This window comes from Reichenbachiella sp. (assembly GCF_965233835.1).
Classification (GTDB): Bacteria; Bacteroidota; Bacteroidia; order Cytophagales; family Cyclobacteriaceae; genus Reichenbachiella.
This window is the reverse complement of record NZ_OZ247585.1, coordinates 486,199-499,529: the sequence shown is the minus strand read 5'-3', so window position 1 is coordinate 499,529 and position 13,331 is coordinate 486,199. Positions and strand designations below refer to the sequence as shown.

The following is a 13,331-nucleotide window of genomic DNA, read 5'->3' as shown; positions in this document are numbered from 1 at the left end:
AAAGCATTATGTTTCTTCAATCACTCTCCTTGCAATATTTTAAAAATTATGAAAAGGCAGAGGTTTCATTTTGTGACCATTTCAATTGCCTGGTTGGGATGAATGGAAGTGGTAAAACCAATGTGCTGGATGCGATTCATTATTTGTCAACAACAAAAAGTGCCTTTCATTCTCTGGATTCTCAAAGCATCAATCACGAGGGGCAATATTTTGTAGTAAATGGCGAGTTTAAGAAGGATGAAAAGATCAACAAAGTCCATTGTAGCCTAAAAAGGAATAGCCGTAAGACATTTAAGGTTGATGATGCGGAATATGAAAAGTTGAGCGAACACGTTGGTAGATTCCCCTTGGTGTTGATTGCTCCCAACGATGATGAACTCATCCGTGAAAGTAATGAAACCAGACGGAGGTTTTTCGATAGTATTATTTCTCAGTATGACTCACAATACTTACGCGCACTCATCAAATACAACCACCAACTCAAACAACGAAATGCCCTATTGAAATCAATGAATGAAAGTGGCAAGGTAGATCAAGTTATGGTTGAAACTTATGATAAGCCATTAATTTCTTTTGGAGTTGAGATTGCAAAAAAAAGGAAGGGTTTCATCAAGGAGTTTCTTCCTCATCTTCAATCAAATTACGATCTAATATCAGATAAGAAAGAGCAAGTGGATATTGCCTACAATACTAAGGTTTTGGCAAAAGATTATGGGCAGCAATATGCTAAAGGATTGCAAAAAGATGTGATCACCCAACGTACCAATTTGGGAATTCATAGGGATGAGTTTTTGTTCGAAATTGACAAGCACCTTATTAAAAAATTTGGTTCACAAGGTCAGCAAAAATCATTGCTTATTAGCCTTAAATTGGCTCAATTCGAGTTCATCAAATCTCACTTAGGAGTTACACCTATCTTGCTTCTGGATGATATTTTTGATAAGCTTGATGATGATAGAATTTCTCAACTCATGAGTATTATTGGATCCGAAGCGTTTGGGCAAGTATTTGTGACTGATGCTCGGGAAGAGCGAACAAGAAGTTTGCTGCAAGGAAAATTTGAACCTATGAAAACTTTTCGAGTAGAAGGAAATTTGATCGAAGAGCTAGATTGATTTTTTGAATTTAAGATAGAATGTACTGCCCTCGCCTATTTCACTTTCTACGGTCAGTTCCCCATCTAGTTTGGTCATGAATTCGGAACAAAGAGAAAGCCCAATACCAGAACCCCTTTCGAGTTTGGTTCCAGTGGTATGTGCATGATTGAAAGTGAAAAGTTTTTCTAATCTATCTTTTTCAATGCCTACTCCGTGATCTTGGATGGCTAACTTATCCCATTCGCCATTTGAACTAAAGGAAACCTCCACGGCTGTATGTTCAGGACTAAATTTTATGGCATTACCGAGTAGGTTTCTTAGAACAATGTCCAACATTTCCAGGTCGGCATAAATTTCCGAGCTCTGATCAACATGATTTTCTATTTTGATATTTTTCTCTTCGGCCAAACTCTTGAAACCCTCAATGCATTTATCAACCCCTGTATGTAAGTTGATTGACTGTTTATTGATTTGAAAGCCATTCATTTGGTTTTTAGTCCAAAAAAGAATCTTCTGGACATAACCTATAGTACCAGATACCTGTTCTTGAATTTTCTGAAATAGTTCTGTCGATTCAGCTGGAGAAATGGCCTTTTCTTTGAACATGCTTAGGACCGAATTGATACTATTCAGTGGAGACTGAACGTCATGCGACACTACCGAAAGTAACTTGTTTTTTAAGGTGTTGTAATTTTCTGATGCTATGTTTTTTTGCTTCAATAAATAGCCATTGGCAAATGCCTTGCGACTACTCTTTTCCAGAATATACCCGGCCATTGAAGCTATTACCCAGTTGATCATGATATTAGGAAGTTGTCCGGCATGATAATCATTGGGGAACCACCAGTAGCAATAAAATACATAAATGACTAAGTATATTAGTGCCAATATCAAGGCGTTAGTAAATCGGAGACCGCTGACCGTAAATACAATGTATATGAGGGTAAACGCAACATTAGAAAAGAACAAGTAGTACATATCGCCATTGATATCCTGAGCAAGTACAATGAGATACATGATCAGCAGGGCAAGAAACACGAAACTCTGATGATACTTTGGGCCGATTTTTCCTAGAAAATTTGAAATCAGTATTACTGCGGCATAAAATAAAAGCATCAAAGACCTTGTAGCGACTGCATACAAGGGATCGTCCATTCTAAAAAACTCTACAACAATGATGTAGACATCAAGAGCGAGCATAAAAAGAAAAACAACCTTGAATGATTTGAGCAAACTGGGGAAGGCCTTATGCCTATACTGCTGTTCTAGATTTTTATCCAGAAAGTGAAGGGTAAAAAGATTTTGCTTGAAATGAATAGGCTCCATAATATTTAAATGTTGATATTATTAGAGCTGGTTGTATTCGGTAGGCCTATTAGTAATATAATGAATCTATGCTACATTTTTAATGTAACTAGCTTCTTTTAATCAGCTTAATATTTATGGATTGATTAGGACGCAGTGTCAGTAATGGATTGAATCCAATTTTTTCGGGAGAAAGTGGTTTGAGTTCGTAAGATTGGATGAACTGCACCAATAGAATAGTCATTTCAAAAAGTGCAAAATTGTTTCCAATGCAAAATCGTGGCCCACCTCCAAAAGGTAGGTATTGAAACTTATGTTTGAAGTTGTAATTCTCAAATCTATCTGGATTAAATTCTTCTGGACTTTCCCAATAATCGGGATGGTGATGAAACTCATAAATGCTATTCATTAACTGATAGCCTTCTTCAATTTTAAAACCTCCTATTTCATCTATGCCCTTAGCTTTCCTTACTATATTCCAAATAGGAGGGTATAGCCTCATAGATTCTTTGATCACCTGACCTGTGAATTTGAGATTCGAAAAATTCATCAAGTCCAAACTTTCAAAAACATCCAGGTTCTTAACTTCCTCAAATAAACGAGTCTGCAACTCTGGATGATGAGCCAATATGTGTAGTGTCCAGGTCATCCCTAATGACGACGTTTCATGGCCTGCTACTAAGAAGGTCAGTATTTCATCACGTATTTGAAAAAAGTCCTTTTCTGCATCAAAATTTTCCAAGAGTACTTTCAGCAAATCTTCAATGTCTTGGCCATGGATCGAAGTGCGTTCTTTTATTGTTCGTTCGATCAGCTCATTGGAATCTCTCATCATGGCATGATATCTCCTATGAGTACCTGTCGGAATCCAGACTGGCCATTTGAAGGGGTTGCGGATTCGGTTGACTATAAACTCTTGACCAAAATTCACATGATCAGACATTTTGGTTAGGATTTCCTCATCTGAGGAATGAATAAGCGAGTTCAATAAAATGGTTAACGTCAGACCATTCATTTCTGTGTCCAGCCGTAGTTCTTGCTGGTCGGCCAAGCCCGATAAATACTGAATTCCCGTTTCCCAAACAGCAGGCAACAACTTTCGTAATTCATTTTTATGGAATGACGGCTGCAGTATTTTTCTGTTTTTATGCCATTCTTCACCTTCCGCTGTAAGCAACCCATTGCCCAAAACTAAGGCTACCTGCTTATAGCCATTGCTTTTGGTGTAATTTTCGTGATTAGTAGCCAACACGTGTTGTGCTTGTTCAGGATCCGATATGAGGGCAAATTTTCCTATTGGCAGGTTTAGGTCTACTGGAGATCCATAAGTGGCTGCGACCTCCTTCATGTATTCAATAGGAGACGCCTGAAATTTTTTTAGATTTTTGAATTTGCTGTTTTCTGGAAAGGCTTTCGGTGGTTTCAATGCTCTTTTTTTGAAGGCTAAGATAGTTTATTCAGATGGATGAGGATAGTGTCTTTTTTTGACATCAGCTTGTAATTTTGCTTTTTGTTTCTGGAAAAGGAAGATAAATCCCCTAGGTTTATATTGAACCAATTATTACAACCATGAAATGGATTGCTTCACTTCTCTTATCCACAGTATGCTTTTTTGGTTATGGACAGCAGCAACTCAGTGCGGTTTCGGATGGAATCAATAGAGTAAACAATGACTTATTGACTTCCTGGCTTAATGATATTCGTCCAGAAGGCGAAGACTTATCAAAAGTAGAAGGCTCTCCCTATTTTTTGGATGAATGGGTATATGGAAAGGTTGTTTCAGTACGGGGAGAACGATATGGTGATGTTAGGTTGAAACTGAATTTGTACCAGAAAGAGTTGATGGTTCAACCTTTGAATTCGAAGGACTCATTTTTGATGGATGATTCCAAGTTACTTCAGTTTGCTTTTGTTGGTCAAGATTCTACCCATACTTTCGTGAGAGTTCAGAAGCTGGAAGGCCAGAAACCCGAACCCTACCTGGACTTTTATCAATTACTCGTGTCGGGAAACATGAACCTTTTGTATCAACCCATTGTAGAAATTCGTGAGCCTCCTAAAACCACCATGGCAACTGCCGGAGGAAGAGGTGCAGGGTTTTATAGCCGAGAGGACAATTTTTATCTTTACAATGGAGTAAGCCTTGAGGAAATAAAAGGGGCAAGAAAACCGCTCTTGAAGGCATTGGGTAGATATCAGAAGGAAGTAGATAGATTTATATCAGACAATAAACTGAAGCCAAACAAACCTGAGGATTTGATTAAAATTGTAAGCTTCTACAATCAACTGAATTAGGAATTTTTCTTCTCAATCTCCAACAGTTTTTGCTTTCTCCAAACACCGCCTCCATAGCCAGTCATGGATCCATCTGAACCTATCACTCTATGACAAGGAATGATAATGGCGATTCGATTGTCACCATTGGCTGTGGCTACAGCACGGATCGCTTTGATGTTGTTGATAGCGATGGCTTGTTCTTTGTAGCTGCGTGTCTTTCCATAGGGGATGTCTTGAAGGACTTTCCATACTTTTTGTTGGAATGTTGTGCCAGGAGCCTCGAGAGGCACAGAAAAGTTTTTGAGTTTTCCTTCGAAATAGAGATTAAGTTCTGAGGTGAGTGATTCAAACCATGGGCTTTGCCCTGGAATCAGCTCTGCTTTAAGGTATTTTCTAAGTCTTTCTACTTGTGTTTCTATCATTCGACGATCTGTAAACTCCAAAAGACATATGCCTTTATCCGTAGCACCGGCTATCATTGGCCCCAGTGGCGTGGGAATCCGGGTTACTGATATTACATTTTTGTATTTGCTTTCTTTTGGTGTGAAACCGGTTGAATTTTTGAAACTATCCAGAAAGCCGCTAAGAGATTCGAAGCCATTGCTGTAGGCAGATTGAATCACCTGGTCTCCTTGTCTTATTTGCCCAAAAGCATTATTAATTCTTAGAGAACGTAAATAGGCTTGAAAGGTCATGCCATGATTTTTTTTGAACCACCTTCTCACTCTTGTTGGGTCAAGTCCTCTATCTCTTAAATTCTGATCGTTTACTTTGATGTTTGGAGTTTGCTCTATGTCATCAAGTAGCGGCTTCAGCCAGATTGGAACTACTCCTTTCATTTCCATAGGATGACAGACCTTGCAAGGTCGGTATCCATGATCTAATGCCTCTTTAGAATTGCCAAAGTACTCCACATTCTCAGGCTTCGGCTTACGAGCATGACAAGTAGGGCGACAAAAAATCCCAGTAGTTTTGATAGCAGCGAAAAACACCCCTTCGAATGAGCTGTCCTTGCTGACTAGTGCATGGTACATGGTGTTTTTATCGGGCAAAAGAGATAGTTGCATATTCATAAATTTAGCTATTTATGTGCTAAGGTATTGGGTAACGTATTTCTATTCAACCGATAAATGGACATGCATTTTTTTAATGCCCCTTTACTATTGTTAACTTGTTGACTAAGTAGTTCAATACACAATCTAGTTAGTCTTGGAATCAGATGATATATTTATCTCAAAGGGAAGATGGAAAAAACGAAACGGCGGGCACTCAATAAAATAAAAAATAGAATTATTGATTCAACTTTGTTGATGGGAATAAGTGTTGGTCTATTCGCTTTTTTAGTTGCATACTACCCGTTTGACAGCAGTAAAAGAGAGGTTATATTTTATAGTGACCTCGTTGGTATTCTAATTTTGTTAGCAATATATCTTCTTAGAAATAAGATTAGATTAAGAGATAAGGCAACTATTGTAATATTGGTTCTTATTACCCTTATTGTTTCCGACACACTTGTCTGGGGTATCTTTTCTATGAATAAAATCCTGATCGTGATTATCCCATTCTATACTTTGTTTGTATTTGAAATAAGGACTGCGCTGTTTGCTTTTTTTCTGTCAGTTTCTTTGTATTTCTTTATCGGTTATTTTGAATTGTATCAAACTCACGATCCATCATTTTACATGAGGAGATTAGGGTCTATCAGTGATTGGGTTGAAGGTGTGGCCGTGTTATCTATTGCTGCATTGGTTATCCTATTATTTACTAATCAATATAACGGAGCGTTATCAGACCTGATTGACCACCTTGAAAAGAAAAATGAAGATCTAGAAACCCATCGTGAAGAACTAAAAGCCAACAACAAGAAATTAACGGAGGCTTTGGAACAAGTACAAGTTAATAATAAAAAACTGACTGAGTATGCATTTATTAACTCTCATGAATTAAGGGCGCCTTTGGCCAAAATTCTTGGCCTTGCTCAAATTGTGTCAAAAGATGTGAAGGCGGAAAAACATCAAAAGCTCGTTCATGAATTGTTGTCGAGTGCGGAGGAGCTGGATAAAGTCGTAGCCAAAATAAATGAGTCGTTGGAAGAGCAAAAAAACCAATGAATCAATTGAACTGGGGTGGGCAAAGATATGTGATGTTTGGCCTAGTATGCTTGTGGGCCACAATTCAGTACATTGCTTATAAAAAATTTGGAATTCTATACTCAGTTGACTCTGAGTTATATCTGTTGGATGCTCAATCAATTCTAAGAGGAGAATTCCCGTCCGGACGGAGTATAATGTATGTTAGTTACTCAATGCTACTGGCTGTGGTGCAAGGTGTAGAGTTGAATATTGTTTGGATAGTGACTTTGCAACTAGCAGCCTCTTTATTGGCAATGGTGGCTATATTCAGGCTAGCATCATCTTTATTTAAGAGTGACCATGCAGGCTCATGTGCTGCGCTATTGTATGTGCTTTGGGTTAAGGTTCACCAGTGGAATTTTATAATTTACACTGATTCCCTATTCACCAGCTTTTCTATTATTTCTTTTGTACTATTTTATTTTTCCACTAGCAAGAAAAACTACTTTTTGGCGAGTATAGTTTTTCTTTTTGCAGTTTTTATTCGCCCAAATGGCATAGGACTATTTATTGCAATGATTGGTTTTTTGATTACAAAACTTCCAAAAGGCCTGAACGAAGTTTCTCGAAAAAGTGTCTTGTTCGGTACTTCTATTGCTCTTCTGTTGTTAATCAATCAATTGCTTGAACCACATGTTGGGTCATTTATAAATAGTTATGCTCAAGCAGAAATCATTTATCCGAACCGTAGGCTATTCTTTTTGCCTCCTGAAACCTTATATACACCAGATCAGAGATTGCCAGCCCTGATGCAGTTGATTCAGTTTGCATTTTACAACCCAATTTATTTTGCGAAGCTATTTAGTTTAAAATCCATCTTGTTTCTTGCCAATATCAAACCCTATTTCTCCTGGATTCACAATATGGTGATTGTCCTCTATTTGTATCCTATATATTATTTTTCATTTTTGGGAATCAGGCAAATAAAAGATAAAGGTATAATAGTGTTTGTGTCCTTTTTTATTGGACTTCAAACGTTAGTTGTTGGATTGACAAGTGAGAATTGGGACGGAAGGTTTGTGCTTCCAGTTTTGCCCCTTGTTTTCGTTTTGGCATCTGGTCCTATTTCACAAAAGCTCAAAATGTTTTTCCATGAGTGAACCCAACAATGGTATTCCCAAGTTGTCGGTTTCTAATTAGGCGTACAGCCAGATTTGAAGACCATTCAGACCCAAACAGTTTCTGAACTTGTCTCCCAACCCAAAGTCTCGAAGAAAAATTTTTGTTCCACAGAAATGAGTAGGATTGCTCAATTTTTCCCCGATTGAAATCTCCCTTATTCCACTCTTGAATGATAAGATCTGACAAAAACTTGGCAGATCGAATGGCCATGGCCATTCCATTGCCACACAGTGGAGTAATCATGCCAGCAGTGTCCCCACACATGAAAATATGATTGTGAACAGGCTCCTTTTTTTCGAATGAAACCTCATTGATGACCTCGGGTTTGTCAAAAAGGAATTGAGCATTTGTCCAAATGGATTTGAGGAATGGGTTTTCCTGAAGGACCCTGGCCTCCATGACATCAATGCTTTTGTGCTTTTTTAAATTGCCTCTGTGAGAAAGGTAGCAGAGGTTGAAAGTACCGTTTTCCACCTTACTCACACCACAATAGCCATCTTGAAAATTGTGAAGTGAAATTTCATCCGAGGCGAGCAGGTCAGTTTTAATATGATATTTCACCCCGAGGTATGGGGACTTGTGATTCATAAAGTTTCGTCCTTTGTCTAGATTCGAGCGCTTACCAAAAGCACCGATCACTAGTTTGGAGCAATACTTACTATGATTAGCTACCACCTCAAATTCATCTTCACTAAAGTTGATGTTAGATACGGAATGATTCTGAAAAACCTCAGCGCCAGAGGACTCAGCCTGCCTCAACAGAAACTCGTCGAATGAATAACGACTGATTCCAAAACCACCCATGGTCAAGGGTAGCTGTGCTGAATTGCCATTGATAGATGTAAGCTTGAAGTTTGAAATTTTTATAGGATTCAGATCGGTTGGATATAGTCCGTTTCTAACTAAAAAAGGTTTGACTTCATTAGAAATGTATTCTCCACATACCCGATGAAAGGGGTAGCTGTTCTTTTCAAATAAGGCAATTTGAAGGCCTGCCCGACTAAGTAATATGGCGTTTACAAGGCCGGCCATGCCTCCCCCAACGATTATGACATCGTACATAGGTTAAATATCCTTAGAATTCACCAACAAATCGAAGTACTCCTCGTAAAATTGCATTTCAAAGCCCAATAGATATGTCCGAAAACCTCTTCCTTCCTGATACCGAAAGCCGAGTAGAAAAATATGAGGCATTGATACCTCAAATCGAAGCACTTATTTCTGGTGAATCTGATTTGATCGCCAATTTGGCGAATGTAGCCGCCGCACTCAAAGAAGGGCTTGACTTTTTTTGGGTAGGGTTCTATTTGGTAAAAGAAGGCGAGTTAGTTCTTGGGCCTTTCCAAGGCCCCATTGCCTGTACAAGAATTAAGAAAGGCAAAGGAGTTTGCGGTACAGCTTGGGAAGAAAAAAGGACGGTGTTGGTAGAGGATGTAGATCAGTTTCCTGGTCATATTGCCTGCAGTAGCGCTTCTAAATCAGAGATTGTATTACCGGCAATCAAGAACGATGAGGTACGGTTAATTTTGGATATCGACAGCGATCAATTGGCTGATTTCAATCGAGATGATCAAACTCATTTGGAGCGATTGATAAAAATCATCGAAAATAAACTCTAATCAAAAGATGAAGTTCACCATTGTTGGAGGAGGCATTTCGGGCCTCACGACTGCGCTGGCCTTTGAGAAACTAGGCATAGACTATCAAGTGTACGAAGCCGCCCCTGCACTCAATGAGGTTGGTGCTGGCATATGGATGGCTTCCAACGCCATGCAGGTATTTGGATGGTTGGGCATTGCTGAGGAAGTACAAAAAAAGGGCATGTGTCTTGAGCATGTTGAAGTAGTAGATCAAAATTTCAAGACTATTAGCACAACGAATCAGCAAGCAATAGTTGATGCCTTGGGTTATTCGATTGTATCTATTCATCGTGCAAAACTTCAACAAACTCTTTTCGAAAACCTACCAGCCGAAAAGATTCATTTGGGAATGGCTGTTTCGTCTGTTTCACAAGATGATGAAAAAATAACTGTCAGCTTTCGGGACGGGTCTGATGTTTTTTGTGATGGTTTGATAGCTGCAGACGGAATTAATTCTGTTGTTAGAAATCAGTTATTTCCTAATTCAAAACTTCGATATTCTGGGCAAACCTGTTGGCGAGGAGTGGCTCAATTGAAACTACCCAATGGGTTATCAACGTCTTGTGTTGAAATTTGGGGTAACCAAGTTCGATTTGGGATATCCGCAATAGCAGAAAATGAAGTGTATTGGTTTGCTGTTGCACAAGCACCATTTGGCGAGCAAGAGGATCGTCAAAGAGTTAAAAAAAAGCTGAGAGAAATGTATGCGGCGTTTTCAGAACCTGTTCAGTCAATACTTGAAGCTACACCAAAAGATAAAATTATTAGAAGTGATATTTCGGATTTAAAACCTTTAGCCAGATGGTCCAAGGGCCGTGTGCTTTTGATAGGGGATGCCGGACATGCGACTACGCCCAATATGGGACAAGGTGGAGCTCAGGGAGTTGAAGACGCTTATTATCTGGCCAAAGTATTAGAAAAACAGCCCAGCCTGAATTTGGCGTTTGATCGATTTGAAAAAAACAGAAGACCCAAAGTGAACGAAATTGTCAGAGGTTCAAGAAGTATTGGGAAGTTGGCACATATAAAATATGGCCGTGGGTTGCGCAATTTTTTAATGAGACTTGTACCTACCACGATTACTGATCGGCAGATGATCAAATTATATTCCCTACGGGAATTATAAAACAGGATTGTTTTGAATTAAATTCAAGACATGAACCTACAAAAGACCTTTTCCAAATACTCCAACCTGTCCCTTCTTTTTCTCCGTATTGCTTTTGGCGTACGCCTAATCTGGGGCACTCAAGACAATATCCTAAGTTTCGAACGCATGCAAGAATTTGCAACTTTTCTGGAGGCGAATGGTTTTCTATTCCCAATGGTGTCAGCTTTTGCGTCAGTGTATCTTCAATGTGCAGCTGGGGTTTGCTGGATATTAGGCCTGTGGGTTAGAGAGTCAGCCTTAGTCATGGTGGCCAATTTTGTCATTGCCATCATCATGGTACACATCGGCGATGCCTATATCAACACAGCTCCGGCCATTCACCTGCTCACTTTTGCTTTCTTCTTGCTTTGTAGTGGAGGAGGAAAGTATTCGATAAGACAATAAGATTTTATATGGTTTGTTATGATTGACAAAATTTTATTCTAATAGGAGACAAATTAAAAGTTGGGTAATTTATAATTGCGGCTTGTTTTTCTGAAGAACTCTAGCTTTGTTCTTAATCTATAAATAGGTTCTTATTTGATCCGGACTAGCTGATTTTTCAAAAGTTTAATTAACAACCCTATGAGAATAACATTATTGGCTATTTGCCTCCTTTCTTCCACATTTCTTCTTGCGCAAAACCTACAGGACTACCCGGCACCTTTGCCTGATCATGGACATCAACGCGTGGCGGACCCAGAGGCTATTCTGAATAATTCACTTTCAGTTAGGCAGGAACTACCAGATAAGTTGTCTACACAGCGTATTGCCGACATAGGTCAAAGCGCTACCAACGAAAACGATCGATTGATTTTTGATAGTCTTATTTGGGAAGTTTATAATGAGGGTTCGGCATCTTGGGAATTTTACTCCAAAAACACATACACTCGTGATGAGAGAGGAAATACATTGTTGAATTTATATCAGTTATATGACAGTGAATCACAGTCTTGGCAAAACTCTTCTAAGTTCGAAAGAACATTTAATGACGATAATTTTGAGACTTTCTACATGAGATCTGATTGGAACGAAAGTTCTGAATCTTGGGCTAGTAGTTTAAAAATCATTCAGAGTTATGATGAAAATAGCAATAAAACTTTATATGATCGTTACAACTGGAATGTAGAACACGCTGATTGGGAGGGAGATTATAAGGATGTTTCCGAGTTTGATGAAAACGGAAATAGAACTTTATATGAACATTACAATGATTGGGATTTAGCTAATAAATTATGGATTGGTGACAGTAAATCGGTATCTACATATAACAGTGAAGATGAAGTCATAGAAAGAGTTGACTTAGTATGGAATAGTGATGACGGGAATTGGATTAATTCAAAAAAGAATTCGTACACTTATAATGCCTCAGATCAATTGGTTTTACATATTACTTATGAGTGGGATGAATTAGAGGATGATTGGGTTAGCGCATATAAAGATGAGTATGAGTACAATGAGGATGCGTCTCTCAAATCAAGAACTCACTACTATAGCAATCCATTTATTTTAGAAAGTAAATTCGAATACACATATAATGATCAGTTTAATACAACTATAATAAGATATGATTATTCAGATCCCGATACACGGGAATATGAAACTAAAAATACGATCAAATACAATGACAATAATCAGGTTTTAGAATATTATCATTATAAATGGGATGATACCTCAGAGGAAGGTTCTTGGATATTGTCAACCCTTGAAATAAATGAATATGATGATAATGGTTTTAAAACTTTATCTGAACACTCATATTGGAATGATGAATTGAATATAGAAGTAAAAAGTCTGAAAACTGTTCATACCTATACGGAAGAGGGCAGAGTTTCTTATTATCGTCATTTCCAATGGAACAGTGAACATGATACATGGGAAGGTATTAGAGGGTATAATTATACTTATGATGATCGCGGGTATACTATTGATGAAGAGAGATATAAAGGTTGGGACTTTAGTGCCAACTCCTGGATAGGAGAGTATAGATACACCTATGAGGTCAATGATCACGCCAAAAGGTTATCTCGTGACTACTACAATTGGATAGATGGGGAGTGGAAGTATACCTATCGATCTAATTTTTACTTTCACTTGGATTGCTCATCAAGCAGTGCACCAGTTGCAAACTATTTAGTACTTGAAGATCAAGCAGAGCTTTGTTCTGTAGAAAGTCTGGAACCACCAACTGCCATTGGATGTGGTGGTCATCTTCTTGCCACTACAGATGCTGAATTCCCAATCGAAACCGTTGGCACTCATGAGGTGAGCTGGACTTATGATGATGGAAATGGCAACACTTCCACTCAAACACAAAAAGTTATTATAGATCAGAGTTGTCAGCCACTCAGTGTAGAGGACTTAAGTAATTTGATTGAAGTTTATCCGAATCCGTCCTTGGGTCAGATCAATTTTAAGAAACAGATAGATGATCTGAAGATCTATAATCAAAAAGGGCAGCTAGAAATACACTTACAAGCTCCTGGTTCTTCCATGGATGTTTCAAGACTGAAAGCTGGCACCTACTATTTGAACCTTGTGCAAGATTCAAAAACATCTAGAGTGAAAATTATTAAAAACTAGTCAAACCGCAATCAACAAAAAGCCCTCT

General features: G+C 38.4%; 12 protein-coding genes. 8 read left to right on the top strand and 4 right to left on the bottom strand.

All coding sequences use genetic code 11. The annotated features are described in order from the left end of the window. Nucleotides 1–8: 8 nt before the first annotated feature. Nucleotides 9–1,115, top strand: coding sequence for a DNA replication/repair protein RecF (recF, locus tag ACO6S2_RS02100; protein WP_422360861.1), 1,107 nt, complete (start codon nucleotides 9–11; stop codon nucleotides 1,113–1,115). Here recF and ACO6S2_RS02095 read toward each other — a convergent pair. Together ACO6S2_RS02095 and ACO6S2_RS02090 are read right to left on the bottom strand one after the other, a co-directional pair. Beyond that, nucleotides 1,107–2,423, bottom strand: a complete 1,317-nt coding sequence (locus tag ACO6S2_RS02095; protein ID WP_422360860.1) for a sensor histidine kinase — start codon at nucleotides 2,421–2,423, stop codon at nucleotides 1,107–1,109. The genes recF and ACO6S2_RS02095 overlap by 9 nt on opposite strands. Nucleotides 2,424–2,511: 88 nt before the next feature. Further along, nucleotides 2,512–3,828, bottom strand: coding sequence for a cytochrome P450 (locus ACO6S2_RS02090; RefSeq protein WP_422360859.1), 1,317 nt, complete (start codon nucleotides 3,826–3,828; stop codon nucleotides 2,512–2,514). A 143-nt stretch (nucleotides 3,829–3,971) separates the two neighbouring features. Between ACO6S2_RS02090 and ACO6S2_RS02085 the strand changes: the two genes are divergently transcribed. Beyond that, nucleotides 3,972–4,697, top strand: a complete 726-nt coding sequence (locus ACO6S2_RS02085) for a hypothetical protein (protein ID WP_422360858.1) — start codon at nucleotides 3,972–3,974, stop codon at nucleotides 4,695–4,697. Here the strand turns inward: ACO6S2_RS02085 and ACO6S2_RS02080 are convergent. After that, nucleotides 4,694–5,746 (bottom strand): bifunctional transcriptional activator/DNA repair enzyme AdaA, encoded by a 1,053-nt coding sequence (locus ACO6S2_RS02080; protein WP_422360857.1) that lies wholly within the window; start codon nucleotides 5,744–5,746, stop codon nucleotides 4,694–4,696. The two genes, ACO6S2_RS02085 and ACO6S2_RS02080, sit on opposite strands and share 4 nt — an antisense overlap. Before the next feature lie 177 nt (nucleotides 5,747–5,923). On the opposite strand from ACO6S2_RS02080, the gene ACO6S2_RS02075 reads away from it, so the two are divergent. Then, nucleotides 5,924–6,790 (top strand): histidine kinase dimerization/phospho-acceptor domain-containing protein, encoded by an 867-nt coding sequence (locus tag ACO6S2_RS02075; RefSeq protein ID WP_422360856.1) that lies wholly within the window; start codon nucleotides 5,924–5,926, stop codon nucleotides 6,788–6,790. Continuing rightward, nucleotides 6,787–7,911, top strand: coding sequence for a hypothetical protein (locus ACO6S2_RS02070; RefSeq protein ID WP_422360855.1), 1,125 nt, complete (start codon nucleotides 6,787–6,789; stop codon nucleotides 7,909–7,911). The genes ACO6S2_RS02075 and ACO6S2_RS02070 overlap by 4 nt, the downstream gene beginning before the upstream one ends. On the opposite strand, the gene ACO6S2_RS02065 is transcribed toward ACO6S2_RS02070, so the two are convergent. Beyond that, nucleotides 7,889–8,995, bottom strand: coding sequence for an NAD(P)/FAD-dependent oxidoreductase (locus tag ACO6S2_RS02065; protein WP_422360854.1), 1,107 nt, complete (start codon nucleotides 8,993–8,995; stop codon nucleotides 7,889–7,891). The genes ACO6S2_RS02070 and ACO6S2_RS02065 overlap by 23 nt on opposite strands. A gap of 74 nt (nucleotides 8,996–9,069) precedes the next feature. Here ACO6S2_RS02065 and ACO6S2_RS02060 point away from each other — a divergent pair, with 74 nt between their 5' ends. From ACO6S2_RS02060 to ACO6S2_RS02045, 4 genes are all read left to right on the top strand, one after another. Next, complete coding sequence (locus ACO6S2_RS02060) at nucleotides 9,070–9,552, top strand: GAF domain-containing protein (RefSeq protein WP_422360853.1); 483 nt, start codon at nucleotides 9,070–9,072, stop codon at nucleotides 9,550–9,552. A gap of 7 nt (nucleotides 9,553–9,559) precedes the next feature. Continuing rightward, a complete protein-coding gene (locus tag ACO6S2_RS02055) occupies nucleotides 9,560–10,699 on the top strand; it encodes an FAD-dependent monooxygenase (protein ID WP_422360852.1) in 1,140 nt (379 codons plus the stop codon). 30 nt (nucleotides 10,700–10,729) lie between these two features. Continuing rightward, complete coding sequence (locus tag ACO6S2_RS02050) at nucleotides 10,730–11,125, top strand: DoxX family protein (RefSeq protein WP_422360851.1); 396 nt, start codon at nucleotides 10,730–10,732, stop codon at nucleotides 11,123–11,125. A gap of 180 nt (nucleotides 11,126–11,305) precedes the next feature. After that, a complete protein-coding gene (locus tag ACO6S2_RS02045; RefSeq protein ID WP_422360850.1) occupies nucleotides 11,306–13,303 on the top strand; it encodes a T9SS type A sorting domain-containing protein in 1,998 nt (665 codons plus the stop codon). The last annotated feature ends 28 nt before the right edge of the window (nucleotides 13,304–13,331 follow it).